The organism is Rhodopirellula sp. J20-39 (genome assembly GCF_057365095.1).
Genome location: NZ_CP195123.1, coordinates 4,289,776 through 4,309,135, shown reverse-complemented (window position 1 = coordinate 4,309,135; position 19,360 = coordinate 4,289,776). Strand labels below are relative to the sequence as shown.

3 protein-coding genes are annotated in these 19,360 nt (G+C 55.1%); all 3 read right to left on the bottom strand.

The annotated features are described in order from the left end of the window. Positions 1–7 precede the first annotated feature (7 nt). The 3 genes from ACR3ZL_RS15670 to ACR3ZL_RS15660 all read right to left on the bottom strand — a co-directional run bounded on the left by ACR3ZL_RS15670 (position 8) and on the right by ACR3ZL_RS15660 (position 19,360). Positions 8–14,707, bottom strand: coding sequence for an SdrD B-like domain-containing protein (locus ACR3ZL_RS15670; protein ID WP_486172759.1), 14,700 nt, complete (start codon positions 14,705–14,707; stop codon positions 8–10). 541 nt (positions 14,708–15,248) lie between these two features. After that, positions 15,249–17,117, bottom strand: coding sequence for a TolC family protein (locus tag ACR3ZL_RS15665; protein ID WP_473652183.1), 1,869 nt, complete (start codon positions 17,115–17,117; stop codon positions 15,249–15,251). Between the two features lie 122 nt (positions 17,118–17,239). Beyond that, a complete protein-coding gene (locus tag ACR3ZL_RS15660; RefSeq protein WP_473652184.1) occupies positions 17,240–19,360 on the bottom strand; it encodes a hypothetical protein in 2,121 nt (706 codons plus the stop codon).

The following is a 19,360-nucleotide window of genomic DNA, read 5'->3' as shown; positions in this document are numbered from 1 at the left end:
ATTGGGCTTATCTTCCTAATCCCAACGGACGGGTTTGCAGCCGATGCGACTGCATCAACGATTGTCGCACCGAGGGACGCAAGGAGGCGGTGAAGTCATGGCTGTTCTTGTAGGACGTCCATGGTTCCAGTGAAGCGTAGTCGTTGTCGACGTTGTCCACACCAAGGTAGCCAAACGAGTCGCCTCGCGAATCGAACGTTGACTCGCTGCCGGGCATCTCGACAAACTCGATGTGGGCATGGTCGGTCGATCCCAATTGGTGGAACTGCATCATCCAGTTTCCGCCTACATCGGCCATCGAAAGCTCCTCGCCGACGACGCGACCGGCGCTATCGAAGATGCGGCCAATGATCTGAGTGCCCGGTCGTGCCGAGCCACTGAAGATCGGATCAGGGGCCAGAGACTGGATTTGTTGAGATAGCATTCGGTGGTGCAGATCACGCGAGTTCGATTGGTGGCCGTCAAATGCTTGCGATGCGTCACGTTTGTCACTTTGCAACTGTCCCTTTTGGTTTTGACTGAAGTCGTTGAAAGCGTCGAACGTGAAGAACGTCAGCTCGATTGGTGTTGGATCGTCCCAGGTGCCTAGGTCGCCGGGTTCGCCGGGGTTGAACCCGTTGGGATCAATTCCGCTGTCGGACCAATCGCTAATGCGGCCAACCACCGATCCGCTTTGGTCTCGCAGTGGATTGCCATTCTCGTCGAGCGGGATTGAGGTGCCGCTGGCTTGATTGACCAGTGTGACTTCCGTTTGTCCTGGCACGCTTGCTACTTCGGCGATGAGCTCAATCGTGATTGATTCGCCAGGCCGTAGCACGCCCGTCACTCCGTCGGTCATGCTTTGGGTGGTGTCGTTGACATAACCTTGATTCATGACCGGATCGATGGTCGCATTGGAAGCGATGATTTGAGGGCCGGTGAGAATCGATCCAAAGTTGACGTCGTACTGATCGGCCAAGTCATCGAAGAATTCAAGGTCGGCAAGATCAACTGTCCCCGTATTCTCAATGACAAACTGGATGGTCAGTTCATAGGTAAGCCCAAGTTGTTTGGCTTCGGTAATGGATTTAGCGATGCCAAGGTCAGCGATCTGCAACGGTGTCGCGTCGTCAGCGGTACCTTCGTCACCCGGTTGGCCAGGATTCGTGCTCGATGCACTTACGCCGCTATCGGATATGTCCTGAACAACGGCGTCGGGGTTGGACGGGTCAGATCCAAAAATTGACGCTTGGTTGTCCATGAACGAAGACGTACCGCCAGCGTCTGGATCGATGGTCATGTCAAAGGTGATCGTGAACGTGTCGCCAGGTAGCAATTCACCGACGGTTCCATCGAGCATGTTCTGTGAAACATCGGTAGCCCAGTTCGGGTTCAATGCTGGCGCGGTTCCGGACACACCGGTGGGGTCGATCTGCACGTTGGCAACATCCACGAATGCATCACCGTAGATCTCCGCCAAATTCTCCCAGAGCATCAACGTGTTCAGGTTGGTGGCTCCCAGGTTTTCGACCACGAGCGTTACCGGGACGGTGAAGTGATTGGTTTCAGGGACCTTCGTTGCATCGCCGTGATCCAGGGCGATTCCAATGGCAGGAACGAGCGTTGGGTCGTCGAAACCGCCTGAGTCTCCGGGGTTCCCGGGATTGCTGGTCGAGGGATCCGATCCGGTGTCGGACAGGTCCGTGACGACTCCATCGATACCGGCTACCAGCGGTCGAGCATCGTAGCTGCCGGAGACTTCGACTTGGTTAACCGAGCTTGACGTGAGTTGGTCAATATCCACGCGAACGCTGAACCGAATCGTGAGATCTTCGCCCGGTCGCAATGAACCGGATGTGGTATCAAAGATTTCGATCTGGGTGTCCCCATCCCACACTGAAAGGTTTGGCGGGTCAGCAGTGGTGGCCGCGACGATTTGCGGTGCATCGATCACGCCATGAAACGCGACGCCGAAATGTCCAGCCAGATCTTCGCTGAGCGTGAGGTCTTCCAGGGTGATAGTTCCGACGTTGCGAACGACGATTTCGTAGGTCAGCTCACGTTCGCCGCCAGTGCCGCCTGTGATGGCTTCGGATGCGACCAATCGTTTGGCGGCTGCGATTTCGGGAAGAATGAGCGGGGTCACGTCATCGCTGCCGCCGGTGTCACCCGCCGAACCGCTGTTGGTCGTGTTGGCATTGATGCCACTGTCGCTAAGGTCCGATACCACGACAGGATTGCCGCCAGCCAACACTGGGCTGCCGTATTCATCCAGTCCGCGACCGCCTGCGACGGCTTGGTTGTCACCCACTTGTGACAAACCGTCGATACCGTCGGGGTCAACGACTACAGTGAACGTGATTTCAAAAGAGTCACCCGCATGAAGCGTGGCTGACGAAGCGTCAATCAAGCTGACGCTGGTGTCGCTTTCCCATCCCGCATTGATCGTGGGAGCGGTTCCGCTACCGTTGCTGTTTTGGATCGCCAGCGACCCGGATTCAATTTCAACAAAGGCGTTTCCAAATCGATCAGCCACATCGTCCGTCAACGTCAATTGGTCGAGCGACGTGGTGCCGACGTTTTCGATGAACAGTGTGTAGTCAACTGAATAGTTACGAGTGACCGGATCTTGGGTGTACGCAGTTTGCTGCTTCGCGACGGAGATGTCCGTGACATAGATTCGCGTTGGATCGTTTTCTGTACCCAGGTCGCCTGGCGCGCCGGGGTTCGTTCCGGTCATGCTCGTTCCGCCGTCGCTTTGGTCAGTCACCGAACGAGGTGTTCCAGGTGCGGTGGTGACGTCGGTGCCGCCGGCTTCGGCTTGGTTGAACAACGCCGTTGAAGTACCCGATTGGTCAGGATCAATGGTCGCAGTGAAAGTCACGGTGAAGCTTTCGCCCACAGCGAGGAACTCATCGGTAGCGGTCGGGTCAAATAGATCCAGTGACGTGTCCGATTCCCAGTTGTTATTGATCGTCGGTGCCGTGCTGGTAACCATACCAGTGTTGTCGAGTATTGGACGAGTCGTGGAGACAAACGCGGATCCGAACTGATCGGCGAGGTCATCGGTCAAGGTGAGTTGATCCAAGCGGACACTACCGGTGTTTTCAACCAAGATCTCGAATGTGACATCCCACAAATCGCCATTGGCAACGGCTGAGGTGACGTTCTTGACGGTCTGTAGATCAACAATTTGATCCGTATCGCCATCGGTGTTATTGGCGGTCGTTGGATCGATTCCGTTGATGTTGTTGTCCGTAACGGTTACCGAAGAAACCAGTGGGTTATTGCCAGCCGGTAGGATCTCCACAACGTCGGCGTTGACGGTTAATTCCTGGTTACCGCCGTCATCATCCAATGACGCGAGTGTCCACGTAATCGTGCCTGCTGCAGCGTCCACGACACCGCCGTGGGACGCGACCACGTTCTCGAGCAACGAGTTGTCGTATTGTTGAACAACGGTGATCCCAAGACCGGTGTAGGTCCCATTGTTAGTCAAGTCGACGGAGTAGGTGATCGCTTCGCCCGCGACGACGTTGACGTTGCCATCGTCGACCGTGATCGTATAGTCCGGCGTTGCGTGATAGCCAAAGTCAGTGGCGGTGTTGTCCGTGTCAGCGGCTAGCGTCACCAACGTTGTGTGATCGATCACGCCATCGGAGTTGTAGGTTGGGTTATTACCCATTTGGTCCGGCAAGTCGCTGGAGGTGACGGTGATGGTGTAGTCGCCCGCGATCAAGTTGTCGAATTGATAGTTGCCGTTGGCGTCGGTCGTATCCGTTGCGGTGTAGTCTGCGATCGAATCGCCATTGACGTCAATTTCCAACGACACCTGAACGCCGGACATACCACGGTCATTCTCGCCAGCGTTGAACGAGCCACCATCGCCGACGTAGTCAAAGAAGACGAGGTCGCCGATGCTGCTGTTTCCGCGATAACCAAACGTCACGTCATCTTTGTCTTGCCCTGCGGTCAAGCTAAACGTCGTTGTGTTATCCAGTGTGCTGTCAGCGTCATCGGTAATTGTGGTGCCGGTCGGTGGCGTGACGGTGATCCGGTAGTTGGCTGCTGGCAAGTTTTCAAATGAATAGTTGCCGTTTTCGTCAGTGGTTGTGGTGAAGGACTGGTCGTAACTGCCGTCCGCGTCCAGGTCGACTTCCATGGTTACGGTGACGCCCACCAACCCTGCTTCGGAACCAGCGTCGAAGGCACCGTTGTTGTTGGCGTCCCAGTAGATGAGTTCCCCGACTCGGGAGGTACCGGTGTAACCGAAGTCTTGGTCGTCCGCTGTTTCAGTCGCCCCAAGAACTTTGGTGGATTGATTGGCTGAACCCGTTCCGTCCGCATCAAAGGTTGAGTTGGCGGACATGCCACCAGGGACGGTGCTCGGTGTAACGGACACCACGTAGGTTCCCGCAACCAAGTTTTCAAACAGGTAAGAACCGTCGGATCCAGTTTGGATCGTTCGGGTGAAGTCCGGTGTGGAGTCGCCGTCGAAATCGATTGTGATCGTCACGTCAACGTCTTCGAGACCGCGATCAGTTCCGGCGTCATAGAGGTTGTTTGCGTCGACGTCCCAAAAAACAATGTCGCCGATCGAACCTTGACCATAGTAGGCAAAGTTCTGACCCGTGTTGTTCTCGCTCGCCCCAAGTACCAACGTCGACTCATTGTCGAGCGTGGCGTCAGGATCGTCACTCTGGATTGAATCCGTTGGCGGTGTGACAATCACGGTGTAGGTACCGGCAATCAGATTGTCGAACGTGTAGTTTCCATCCGAATCCGTTGTGGTCGACAGCGTGTGGTCGACGGTGCCATCGCCGTTGAAGTCGATTTCCAATTCAACCGGGACGTTGTACAGACCAACTTCGTCGCCGTCTTGGGTACCGTCTTGATCGAGATCCCAGTAGACGGTGTCACCAATCGATCCGGTGCCTTGGAACCCGAAGTCTTGGTCGTTGTTGTCAGCGCTGCTGACGACGATCGTGGATGAGTTGTCGCCGCCGGCGGTTCCGTCGTGATTCGTCGTTGGAGAACTGCCGGAAGGAGTTACGACCGTGACGGTGTGTGTGCCGTCGGGGATGTTGTCAAATGAATAGTTGCCGTCTTGGTCAGTGACTCGAGTCGTGGTGTAGTCCGGAGTGCCGTCGCCATCCAGGTCAACATCGATTTGAACCGTGACGCCAGCGATTCCCGGTTCGGTTCCGGTTTGATCGCCATCGCCATTGATGTCGTAGAAGACGGTATCGCCGACCGAATTGTCGCCGGTGAATCCGAAATCCATCGCGTTGTTGGTTTCTGATGTGGCTAAGGTGATCGTCTGGGTGCCGGATACGGATTCAGCACCATTAACGCCGACCAGGCCGGTTGGCAGTTGCGGATCAGCAGTGTCAACATTGATCTGGAATTGCCCCGCAGGCATTCGCGTGAACGAGTATTGCCCGTTGGCATCGGTCGTGGTGTCGAAGACAAGATCGTCGGACGTGTTGAAGGTGTTGTCTGCGCCGGCATAGCGAAGCTCCACCGTGATGTCTTCCAGGCCGGGTTCGCCTGAGTCTTGAATCCCGTCGTTATCGCCATCGAAGAATACAAAGTCACCGATCGTTCCTTGGCCGGTGTAGCCATAGTCAACGTCGAAGCGGTCATTGCCGCCGACGACAATATGCGACGTGCCATCAATGCTGGGTGAGGAGTCGTCCGTTTCTTGCGTGCCCGTCAAGCCCGAGGGAACACCACCGGTAACGACAACTTGGTAGTTGCCATTGAATTGTTCGGTGAAGACGTAGTTTCCTGATGAATCGGTCGTCGTGTTGGTGATCACTTCGTTTCCATCGGTGAAGTCACCATCGCCGCCATCGTAAATCAAACGAACATTAACGCCCACGAGAGCTTGTTCGCCGGCATCCCTGGAACCATTGCCATTTTCATCGAAGTAGACGGTGTCACCGATATCAAATAGTGCTTCGCCGAAGTCTTGGTCTTCGATACCAACAAGCGGCAACGTGAAGTTGATGGCGTCCGGGCTGGTGCTGGTGTAGAGCGTTGGGTGAACCTGCTTCAAGACGTAGTCGCCGGCGGCATAGTGGTCGAATTGGTAATCGCCATTTGCATCGGTTGTCGTGAATTCCAATAAATTGGTGCCGGTGGAGTCATACAGCTCGACCCGAACGCCCAGGATTCCAGTCGTCTCGCCGGCTTGTTGAGTTCCGTCACGATCATCGTCAACGAACACGGTTCCGGCGATCGTGGCGCCTCGTTCGCCAAAGTTGTAGTTTTGGCCTGATACATTTTCGACCACATCAATGCTGCTGATCTCGTTGGTCGCGCTGTCGTCACCGTTGTTCAGACTACCGTCGCTGTGAATGCCGTTGTTCCACGCCGCAGGCTGTGTTTGAGTGATCGTGTATCCGGCTGGGCCGCTGGGCCTCAGATCCAGGAATTCGTATTTGCCGCTGCTGTTGGTGACGACATTGGTTGTGACATCGTTACCGCGATCGTCGACGCCACTGATCGTCATGGTCACGCCGGAAATGCCCTCTTCGCCCGCGTCACGCACGCCGTCGTTGTTTCGGTCGTTGAAGACATAGCCTTCGAGCGTATTAGGACGCAGTTCGCCGAAGTTGTTTTCGGTTCCGGAGGTGTCCGACGAAATGACAACGTCGGTGAATTGATCGTTTCCGAGCGTACCGCCCTGAGTACCGACCGTGTCGATGCCGTCAAGGTATCCGGTCGGCTGGGTTGTTTGGGAAATCGTGTATCCGGTCGTATCGGAAGGACGGAGCCCCGAGAATTCGTAGTAGCCGTTCTCATCGGTTGTAGCGGTACGGTTCACATCGTTACCGAGATCGTCCTTTCCGGTCAGCGTGATTGTGATCGACTCGATTGCGATTCCATCGGATCGATCACCGTCGTTGTTCATGTCGTTGAAAACGTATCCCGACAAAACGGAGTCAACCACTTCACCGAAGCGATAGTCGGTTCCAGTCTGTCCAGCCGAAGCGTTAATGCTGGCAATCACATCGTTGTTGGTCGACGCGTCTCCGTTTGCCAAGCTGCCATCGCGGTCGGATCCGTCGGCGTAATCGCGTCCCGAGGGAGCTGAAAAGGTTGGCTGCGTTTCGGTCAGTGTATACTCGCCGGGGCGTAAGGCGTCGAACAAGAAAAATCCGCCGCCACTGGTAACAAACGTCTGCTCGGTGATCGTTCCTTGGTCGTCGGTTCCTGAGAGAGTCACCGTGACACCGTCGATGCCGCTTTCGGTCCCTTGGCGAATTCCGTCGTTGTTAGCATCGTGCCAAACACTACCGCCTAACTCCACTTCCTCAAGTTCACCGAAGTTGTAGTCCGATCCACCGTCTTCGTTGGCCGTTGACAACACGATGGTACTGAAGACATCGTTGGTACTGTCATCGCCACCACCATCACCGAGTGTATCGGTTCCGTCCAGATAGGCTTTGCCATTGGCGGCGGTCGTTGGTTGGGATTGGGTGATCGTGTAGGTGCCCGGACGCAGGTCGTCGAACAAATAGAAGCCGTCTGGATCACCGGTACCCGAACCGGTGGTGTAGGTGCGTGTGCCAATGTCGCGTCCCAGGTGATCGGTTCCGGTGACGGTGACGGTCACGCCGTCGATTCCGGTTTCCCCAGCATCGCGGACGCCGTCATTGTCGGCATCAAAATAGACGTCCCCGTCTAGTGCATGCGAGCGGACGTGGAAATCATCGGTCGCTTCATCGCTGCCATCACCGTCGGCGTCGGTCTCATTTCGCTCACCCGCTTCGGTGCCTGATAGCGTTGATGCGGCGGTGATGTTGGCAGTGTTCGTGACGTCCTGGCCTACGACGACGTCGTCATGAATGCGTACGGTAAAAGTCACCGACACACTGGCTCCGGCGGCAATGGTGCCATCACTGTAGGTGATCGTGCCAGCCGCGTTGTTCGCCGTGAAATCGCTTGGGTACTCGCTTCCTGAACTTCCTAAATCGATCGTTGACAGGTCATAGATCGCCGGGTCCAGAACGTCACGGAAGGCCACTTCGTACGCCGAACTCTCACCGGTATTGGCGATCGACAACGTCACCGAGATTTCGTCTCGCGCATTCACATCGTCGAGGTCAACCGATTTCGTGATCTGCAGGTTGGACTCCACTACATCCACATCGACTTCGTTGCTGTTGACTGGATCGACATCATCACCGCTAACGTCGTAGCTGGCGATGTTGGTGAGGGTGGTTTGACCGGTGCCGTATCCGACATTGGACACGTTGTCAGTGACCGTGGCGGTTACCAGGACGACAAAAGAGTTGTTGGTGTCGTCGTTGTCGGTCGTTACCGTAATTGAACCGAAGTCGATCGTGACATCGTCGCCGTCGTTGGCGCCGCCACTGATAGTCGGTGCCGGAAGTGTGCCATTGAAGTCGGCGTCTAGGAGCGTGGTGCCCTGGTAGTCAGTGGAACCGGCAACCGTGGAAATGACCTGTGCACTTTCGTATTGCAGTCCGCTTGGCAGTTGGTCGACAAGGCTTAGCCCTGGTGTGTTCCCCTCGGGCAATGTCACCAGCAAGGCGTAGGTCACCTGTTCGCCAATGGTGACATCGGTGTTGGAGGTTTCCGTTTGGTTGGTATCAAAGAGTGATTTCGTGAAGGTGGGTGGGGCGATGCTGAACGTGACCGGATCCGTACCGACGTAATCAAATCTGTTGTCTGATGGATCGGTCCCGTCTCGCTCGTCGCTAGCCGCATTGTGGGTGCTGCGATTCTGAACGTCGCCATCCAAACTGGTGTACGAGACGACCGGGTCGTTCGTTAGGACAGCGTTGGGCGTGACTTGGGATGAAATGGTTCCTGAGAGCGTCAGTCGGACAATGCGGTCGGTTTCCGAGTCCAGCATGTCCCATGCTTCAGCGGGGCCGGTATACGCAACCGTGTACCCGGTCGCGTCGCTTCCGCTAAGCGTAAAGTCCAGGTTGGTTAAAGTTAAATCCGTATCGACGACCCCGAGCGTCACGCCGTCAATGGCTGACGCGGATCCAATCTTGGGCAGTTCGTTAAAGAAGTTCAAGTCGAATGCATCAACGTTGCCAGTGTTTTCGATCTCGATCACATAAACAACCGTATCGCCCGCGTCACCTTGAGTACGGCCGACGTCATTGGCGATGACAAGGGATTGGCTCAACGAGATGACCGGTTCGACGACGGCCACATCTTCCGAATCATCAGTGACATCGTTATCGGAGTTGTTGCCCCACGTGTACTGGGCGACGTTGTCAAGGTCCGTACCGGTTTGGTTGTCATTGGTGTTGAGTACAACCGCTTGGTAACGGAAAGTCACGGAACCGCCGTTTCCGTCGGTGGTGTCGCTATCGGACACGTCGCCTAGATCCCAGGTGATGGTCCCGCCGTCGTTGGAGATCACCGGAGTCATCGATCCGGTGTAGTTGATTCCACTGTCACTCGAGCTAACCATGCCGACGAAGGCCAGGCCTGCGTCCAGGGTGTCGGTGATGACCGAATCAGGAACGGTTGCTTCAGGCAGGCTGACCGTGATCTCGTAAGTGACGATTTCGCCAATGACCGCTTGATTGGCACCGTTGCCGCCGGATACGAATTCGGTCCCAATCAGAGTCTTGGTGATGTCCCATGTCGTGGCGACATCGACGTCTTGGCTGGCGGTTTGGTAGTAGTCATTTGGGGCAGCGGTGGTGTCGCTTCCGTCACGCTCGCCGTTTTCGGCGCCGGAGTTCGTGTCCGTGGCTAGTGATGTCCAGGTCAGATTCGCTGTTGTCGTCAACGTATCATCCGGCGTCACGGTTCCGTCAACAGTCCCGTCGTAATTGATCTCAACAGTCTGGCCTTCGTTCAATCGATCGAAGGTGATCGTTAAGTTCGACCCGCTCTGTGACACGGTTGGGTAGTTCGCGTCGCCGGAATTGACCGTGACGCCATCAATCAGGATTGAGTCGAGCGCATTGAACGTGAAGTTGTCTGGCAGGGTGGTCGACATGACCACATCAAAAGCATCGGATTGATTCGTGCCGTTGGTAACGGCGAAGTCGATCGTGTAGTCGATCGAATCACCCGCGTCTCCACTGGAAACGCTGGGTGTGATCGTTGGTTCGCTAATCAGCGGTTCAACGATTTGTACTCGTGGACGAAGCGAGTTGGTGAGATTGAACTGCGCCGATGCTCCGCTTTGAACGATGAAATCGTTGTAGAGATTGTCGCCGGCGTCGTTGCGAGAACTGCCACTCGCGTTGTTGTTGTCGACCAGCGCGTTGAACTCGATGATTGCATACTCTGCATTTGCGTCTTCGTCGGTGTTGGTCAGGTCACCCAACTTGAAATAGACATCCGTGCCGCTGCTATAGGTGTCCTGTGAGCCAGAGGCACTGTTCGCGATTGCCGAATCGGGCAAAACGAATGTGGGGGTGAATGTGGAATCGGTCGACGACAAGCCGGCGCCAGACAGAGTTGATGACGTCAGGCCGCCGTCACTAACCAATCCGACTGTCGCGGTGCCGTCATCGAGAAATGTCAATCCGCCGGGGAGAACGTCCCGGACGATGAAGTCACCCAAGGATCCTTGTGGAATCTCCACCTCGATCCGGTATCGAACCGTTTCACCAATCGTGACTTTTTCAATTCCACCTTCGTTGCCTGTGTGAGCTTCACTGGTGGCGACGATTGTCTTGGTCCCGGCGAAGTTTCGAAGTTCAGCGTCAGCGGTATCGGTCAGTCCTGACGCGTGGTTTTGTCCGCTCTCTTTCGATGCGTAGTGGACGATCTCCGCTTCGTTGGTTTGAGTGGCGTTGACCGCCGCGGTGGTTTCGACTTCGGCATCGTACAAGATCACTAGGATGTTGCGGCCGCTGGTTTCGTCGTAGCCGTCAATGCTTCCGGCGTCGGCTCCAGAGGAGTTGGGGGTTGGTCCAGGATCGTCCAGAATGATACCGTCGCCAAACAGACCCGGATTGGAACCGTTAGCGTCGACAAACGTATGGCTGGCGCCGGTTCCGTCGACGACTTGCAATGTGCCTGCGACGTAGCTCATTCCGGATGGAAGAATGTCTCGGATCTGAACATCATGTGCCCCGCGATAACTGCTTCCATAGTTCTCGATAACGATGGCGTAGCGAATCCGGTCGCCTGCTTCCAAGTTGGACACATTCGCGTCCACGGTCGTCGTATCCAGTCCGCTGCTGTTGAGCGTTCCGGCAAAGGCACTCGACGAACCGACGCCCGCAAAGGTAACTGGGCCAACGGATCCATCAAACACGCTGTCGCCTTGATCTGTCGCGACGACACCCTTGGTGATTCCAAGGATGGGTTGCGTCATTTCGACTTGAACGATTCGGTCGGTCGTTGTTGGGGTCTGCTGGGTGGTCCCTTCAGATGCCCGGACCATGTTGGTTAAGAACAGCCCGTCTGCGGTCGGCAAATCGCTAGCCGTGACGCTGATGTATAGCTCGATGTCCGAGGGCAATGAACTGGGATCGTCGTAGTTGCCAAACTCGATTGCTAACGAATTGGAAGCCGAGTCAACAATAATGTTCGGCGTGATGTTGGAAGCTGGCCCATTGCTGTTGTAGAACGAATCCGCGTTTCCGAATTCGATAACACCCGATCCCGGTGGTGTCGCATCGAACGAGTTACCGATATCGACTGTCCATCCAAAGGTGGCGCCGCCATTGACGATTCCATCGGCATCGTGATCCGTCGCATCAAAAATCGGTAATGGCAAGTAATCCGTTAGTACCAAATTTTCAAAGTCAGCACTCGCGAGCGAGTAGTTGATTCGGTAAGTGACCACATCACCAGCAACTAAAATGACCTTTCCGGTATCCGGATTGGTTGGCAGTGTGGTACTGCCGTTGATGGCGTAGACGGTCTTTTCTAGCGTTCCGCCCTGAATCGAGATGCTTGCCGAACTGGTATCGGACTCCGACCCCAGGACTCGTTCCATGGGTGCGAAACCATCCGATACGTTATCGTCTTCGGCGTTCTCACGCACGCTTCCTGTGATGGTTAGGTCGCTGTTCGTAATCGTGTCGCCCTGGTCAACGCTACGGTCACCCGATGCAAACGAGTCCGTATACTCGTCTTGGATAATCGTTCGGAAAGTGATTGTTCCCGTTGCCGCACCGCCGTTGTTGGGGCCGTTGGTCAAACCACCTTGAAGGATGCCATCGGCCGCTCCGTTGTCGGTTAAAGCTTTTGAAATATCGAAGTTCAGTGTGGTTGATCCGTCTGATCCATCGGGCGTCGTTCCGTCTTCATCGTCGGAGTTTCCAGGAGTTCCATCGGGATCGTTGTCGGCAAGGTCAATTTGAGTCTGATCAATCACCAAGGATTGGCCGCCGTCGGGGTCGTCGACTTCCCGTACGGTGAAGCTGCCGGTGACGTTGCCATTCATGTCCGTGATGTCGAACGTCGCCCCGTAACCGAAATCAAATGATTGCCCGTCCTGGAAAACGTCGGTGATGCTTAGGTCGCCAAACGTGAAGTAGTCGCTGATTTGGAAGGTGAGGGTGTATTCCAGCGTATCACCTGGGGTGGCACCGACGCTTCCGACATCATTCACCACCGACACGCTTTTTTGGATCGCGATGGACTTGTTGTCCAACGTGTGTTCGGGGCCTGCCGGATCAGCGGTTGTGGTGGTCGGATCGTCGTTGGTGTCGATTGGTTGCCACTGACCACTCGCTCGAACATTGTTGATGCTTCGAGAGTCTGGATCCGACGTCGAATCGTCTTCGCCCGTGCTCGAGATCACGCGCTCACCACTGCCATCGAACTCAGCGACATAGAAAGTGAACGAGACCGCGACGTCGCTCGTGGATGTGGTGCCTGTGACATCGTCGGTAAGCGTAACCGTCAACTCTTGGGAAGTTCCGGGAGTTGTCAATGTTGCCAAGTTGTCGGTATAGGCAGCGTTGGATCCGTTGACCTGTACCGACGTGATCCCCGTCACGACGATGTTGTCCGGCAGCGTGTCGATGATGTCGAGATCGCTAATCGTTTGCCCGTCAGCAATGTCGACATTGATCGTGTAGGTCGCTTCGAAGTTTTCCCCGGTGGCGGTTTCACCTTCCGAGCCATTGAAGCTCTTGCGAATGGTCATCAACGTGGTTTCGACTTCGACGTTTTCCGTCCATGTGGACGATGCACCACTCTGGCCTGAAACATCGTAACCCTGATCATCGACGATCATGGGGTCTGAATCCGGATTGTTGACGGGATCCTCGCCAAATCGAAATCCACTGCGTGACTGAATCGTCAGCGGTTGATCCAGGTCGGCTCGGGCATCGCCGGCCGCGGTAATTGACAGGACGGCTTCTGGTTGTCCAGGCGAAAAGGAGCCGAAGGGGAGGTCGAGTGTGACGAGCTGGTCGCCTTCTTTTCCAAAGAGCTTTTGCTTGACGTTGGTGGCGGATCCATCGTTCACAGTGAACTGGTGAAGCGCACCGGCACCCACCAAATTCGTGCCATCGACTACAAAGTCGACTTGATCCGTCAGAGCTTCACCGTTGATGAACTCGATCAAAACGTATCCATCGGACATCGAGCCTGTGACGGAGATGTCGCCATCTGTGATCGTGCTCAAACTGGTTAACGCGGTAGCGATGGTGGCCGCGTCGGCGTCATAGGCCAGGTCCACCGTCGTTTGTCCACCAAAGGACAACGTGAAGGTGCCACCGGTGATGGTGTCATCGAGCGTAATGGCTTGTAATTCGTTGACCGGACCTTCAAGGTAGGAATGTTCCAGTACGCCGAATCCGCCGCCGTTGTCGCCGAAGGTTTGGACCGTTGAGTTGACGGTCGTTCCCAGGTAGGTGGCATTGCCAAATGAGATGCCATCGTAGCCATCGGCACCACTGGCGGGCATGATCAAATCGATGAACGGTCCATAGCCTGCTGCGTCGCCGGTGTTTTGAAAGGTGACATCGAATGAAAAGTCTTCCCCTAGCGGAGCCACGATGGGGCCACTGGGGAGCTGAACATCAGGGCCCGCTGCGAGGACGTGTTGGTAGCTGTTGCGAAACGATTCACTGACGACAATCGTGGATTCGATTTCACCAGACTCATATTCCAGTGACCAGTCGCCGCCCCGATGTTGAGCTCCCGTTTCATCTTCACTCGCCGCGACGTCGGCACCGGTCAGGGCCGCCAAGCCATCGACCAGTTCACGTCCGTCGGCTGATTCCGCGACATCGCAACCGTACAAAAGAATGTCGCCGGTTGAACTCAACGCGTCGCCCCAACTGGCGACCTGTCCCGCGTTCGCTTGCACAGTTTGGCTATTGATCCATTGGTTACCCAAACGAAAGGCACCGTCCTCACCGTGAGAAATCACATGGATCGCGTCCAAGGCGGAGTACTGTGCAAGGGTTTCAGAGAGTTGTTCGATTCCGTCTTCTTCAGCGTCCAGCAGCACCACCTCGATCGTACGATCGCCTTCCTCGCGGCCAATCAGATCGTCTACGAGTGACTGATAGTTTTCAACCGATCGATCAACAATGACCAACTCGGTGCGGCGCCCGTCCGCCGTCGGGTTGGTATTTGAATCGGATTGTTCGTTCGACTCGGTCTCTTGGGAGTGAACCGCACTGTCCGCATTGGGTTCCCCATCCGGTTGTGAATCCATCGTCGGTTCGACGGCAGCATCGAACAGGATTCGTTCTTCGAGGGTTTCAAAAAAGGCTTGGCGAGGTGAACTTGGCATTTTCATCGAGCGTGCTTTCTGTGTATGGAGTTCCAAACAGGACGTCCGGAAGTCAACATTCAAGCCTTACCCCTTCTCTAAATTACGCAGGCGGAATCAGCGAAATGATGTTCGTCAGGGCGAAAGATGAGCACAGGCGAATCCGCTTTCGCCGGTTATACAACCCTATCCAGAGCGGCTAATGTCGCTGGGACAGAGCGTCTGTCGCTTGCTGCTGCCCCGGTGGTCCTCCGGATTGGAGGCTCAAATCGCGAGTGGTGACTGTGATGCCACCTGGGCGTAGAAGGCCGGATCTTTAGGGCACACTCAGCCAGATTCCTGACTAGGCTGAGCCTCCATAGGGTTGCCACCAGCGGATGGTAGGATCTTGCTGTTTCGGAATAGCGAGCTGCTCAATGGAAGCAGCGTCGTGGCAATTGAGCTTGCGAGCAAAATTGAAACCAGCCCGATGCGCCAGCGAGCACATTCCATAGAATTGCTTGCCTATGCCGCGGGCTGGTCGCTCAATAGCTAACCGAGTGTCTTGAGAGACCTCGCGTTAGAAACATTATCGCGTAAGTCGGTCGCCCAAGTTGATTGGGGTGGCTTCACTTTCTTTTAGGCTTTGAAAATAGACATCCTCGATTTCGCTTGCCTGCTCACTAGCTGCATCGGGCTGCCATTCAGAAGAGAGCCCAGTGAGTTGATCGGCATCGACGCCAAACGATTTGGCGAGCACGTTGACTGGAATTCCGCATTCGCAAAGGCGAGTCAGGTTGATGTCTTCAGAACGCAATAGCATGCCGGTGACACGTTTTAGGTTAACGAGCGACAAATTGTACGTCAGTTGAGCGGTGAGATACTCGAACTCTGCTGACGCAACGCTTTGTTGAGTTTCAAGCAAGTTTTCCAATGCGAGCGTGGCACTCGTTTGCTGTTTTGGAAGCTGTTCCCACCTTGCAAGCATGGCCACCAGTTGTTGGTTCTGGGCTTTCAACGCAGTGTGTTTGGTCGCCAGTTCGTTCAATGAAGTTTGGAGTTCTTTCACCGCTACGAACACTTCATACCGGATAGTTTCCAGCGTTGACGAATACTGGTGATTGATTTGGCGAAGCTCCAGCTTCCGGCGACGCAAACGTGCTTCAGCGGCACGGTTTCCAACTGGCCGCTCGTAGACTAGCCCGATTCCGTATGACGGCGCTCCGGTATCGAACTGGCGAGCAAACGCGTTGAGCGAGTTTCCTTGGTCCGCGAGACCCGAGGCGTACGTTTGCGTGACGAGGTTCAAAACCGGCATCAATTCATTTTTGGACATATTCAGTCGCACGCACGCCGCCTTGATCTGCTTCAGTGCCTGCATGACCTCTGGACGATATTGCATCGCAATCGAAATAGACTCACCGATATCGACTGAGGCTGCCGCGAAGGAAGGTAGATCGAGCGGTAGCACTTCCACATCAATCAACTCGGGCGAGTTGACTAGGCTCTGCAGACGGGCCTGAGCGTTCGCGACGGCGGCCTTGGCACGGACCAACTCGGATTCACGGGATGTAACAGCGGCATTGACGGTTGCGACTTGAACGCCGCTCGCGTCCAGTGAAGACCGCAGCGTTAAACGGTTGGAGATTTCCTGCCCTTGCACATACAAGTTTACGCGCTGGTACAACGCGGCCCGTTCGAGATACAGCGTCCAGTAGGCACGGGTCACTTCCAATAGGTGCGTTTCGGTTTGACGCCGGAACTCATCCCCCGCAGCCGCAAGGTCAATCTTGGCTAGCACAATCAAGCTATCGTTGTATCGGCGCCCACGCCCTCGCATCAATGGCTGGGTGAATCCCAACACCAGACGAGCCGTGCCCTGGGGATCGGGAACGAAGAACTGCGAGTTGTTGTCTTGAAAGCCAAATTGCTGCGAGACATCGATCGTTCCGCCAGTGTGTGTGCGGCGACGCAGTCCAGTTCGTCCCGTCCAGTTGTGATCATTAAACCGGCTAACGCCAGCGCCCGCGGTCAAGGTGTTTCCGATCGGTTCACTGACATCGTCCCATCGTGTGTCAAGGTAGTGCAACCAATCAAACGAAGCGCTCGCTTCGATTACCGCCGTTTCGCGAATCAACGGCAGATCGCTAAAAACCTTGATTTGTTTGGAATGGGCCAACGCCTCAACCATTGTCTGCTCAAGCGTCAATGTCTTGGAGGGTTGTGACGTCTCTAAAGGTTGAGCGACATACGGTGTCCACCATCCGGGAGTGAACTGCGAGCCTTCGATCGCGGCATGGCGGCTGTCTACGGACTGCACAACCGATTGCAAACGGGAGTACTCGGCAACGGTCTCTTGAGCGGCAACGTGCTCGGGAACGCTATTGAATAGTGCTGCGACTATGACAGCCGACCACGCCAAGTAGTAGCGAATATGTTCAGAAGAGTGTTGTGGCACTTTAAGTCATCCATCAGGACTATCGAATGATGATGGAAATCCATAGATCCCCAACACCTCTATCGAAATGACTTTCGTCCCAGCGAAACTGTTTTCAATCAAGCGTCACAATGGATGCCACACTATCGGATCCATCGATTCCACAAAGCCTGAACAATTGATTCAGACTTAGGCGATAATTGAACGGTGGCGGGGATGCCAGCACGCAAATCCACCGACGTGTCCCGTGGGGTTTCGCTAATGACCGAAGTGAACCTAACATGTGGCTCAACAAGTGTTTCGGACCCTTCATCCCCAGGTGACTGATAAACCATTAGTTGTCCTCCATTGGCGGATGACAGCTCGGGGAAATCGATCGAAACGACTGCGCGCGACGACTGGCTTACGAACTTTAACTCTAACGGCTGTGAGGATTGGCCGTGAACGTACAGTCGCCCGCTCTTGTTCGCACTACTTTCAAACCGAGTCGATTCATATTGAGGAACAAACGCCGTCACCTCAAATTGCTTGGGGTCACCTAGCTGACACAGCAAACTTCCCCGACGGACGAATTGCCCACGACGCTCATCTATCGCATCAAAGGCCACTGTGCCATCAAATGGCGCGGTAACGACCAACGACGCCAATCTTGATCTCAGCTCTTCGATTCGTTTCGCGAACGCGGTTGCTCGGTCCGCCTCCATCGTTCGTGCGACAATCTCAGATTGGCTACGTAGCGCACGCTGCTTCTGCCTGGATAACTCTAACTCCACTTCAAGCTTGTTGAGCTCGGCCGCGAGTTCGGAGTTTCTCAGGCGGTAGAGTGGCTGGTCTTGCTTGACCTTCTGACCGACTTTGCACAACGTCTCAACCAAGAAGCCGGACTCGGCTGCACGAATATCGATTTGGTTGGACATGCGGATCGCAGCGGGGACCGCAATCGTTCGTGGTACAGGCGTCAGCACCAGAGATGTCACGGCTGCTAGAATCACAATCAACGTGATAGCGACTCTTGTTCGATTCATTTCGCCCACTCGCATAAATCGCGTTGTCCAGCTCATTATCTTGCTTCCTAGTAAGACGACCGTTGCGGCAACGGAAAGGATGATTCCTGCGCCAGCAAACATGCGTGATGCGGCGTAGATCAATGTCACTGCAATCAGAATCCGCCATGCCAACGCTGCGATTGCGTAAACAGCCACCAACACGAATCGCCTCTCGGGCCATTGCGGCTTGGAAACCTGGGTTCCCCACAAGTACTTGCCCGTGAAGTATTGAATTAGCCTTTGGCCATTGGTCGAAAGATTCGGCATCTCCAGCCAGTCCGTCAGGACATAGTATCCATCGAATCGCATCAAAGGGTTTAGGTTGAACGCCAAGGTCGTGATCGTGGCCATGTAGATCACGTTGAGTGCGTGCATGCGAACCCATGGATCGTTGCTTTGCCAATACAGAATCATGGCAACCGAACCGACAACCAATTCAACCCCGACGCCGGCTAACGAAACCACGATGCGTTTCCACTTCGACGACAACATCCATGCACTACTGACATCGACATAGGGCATTGGGATAAACAAGACCAGCACCAAGCCAAATTCACGCACTCGGGCCCCCATCATTCGGCATACCAAAGCGTGTCCCGTTTCGTGCCCTAGCTTCAATCCTATCCAGACAATCGCGAGAGCTAGCCAGTTTGTCGACGCCAGAATCTCTTTGTGGCTTGCCAACAACGAATCAAACAGGTGCAGGAACAGGTAGACTCCAACAACCGATAGGCTGATAGCCATCGCAACTAGTGTCCATCGGACCGGACCGTTGATTCTGGCGGTGATCGCAGCGACCAAACGATCGGGATTGAAGATCGGAAATCGTTGGGTCAGCACACTGAACTGGCTGAGTTTGGACTTGCTGGACGCTTGCTCAGACAATTCCGCTTTTCGTGATGCGTCGCGATCTTGTTTGGTGACGACGAGCTGCGATTCAGCTAACCAACCAACCAGCGAAACGGCCTGCTGTGGGCCGATGGCATCGACTCCAAAGCGGCTAGCAACCAAAGAGACTGCATCACCGACGCTGCGTTGTCCGTTCAGTGCTGACACAAAGACATACTCAACCTCACCGATACGGTGAACTTTCCGCCGCATGGAATCTTCGATCAGGTAACTAACGCTGTCTCCATGAGCTTGACGCACAATCGACAAGTCGCTGCGGAAACGCGGATGCAGTGCCAGAACGTCAACGGTTTGGACGTCTAATTCCAT

Coding starts and splice junctions, on each gene's coding strand:
- ACR3ZL_RS15670 (WP_486172759.1), bottom strand. CDS start 14,707: ATGAAAATGCCAAGTTCACCTCGCCAAGCCTTTTTTGAAACCCTCGAA.
- ACR3ZL_RS15660 (WP_473652184.1), bottom strand. CDS start 19,360: ATGGAATTAGACGTCCAAACCGTTGACGTTCTGGCACTGCATCCGCGT.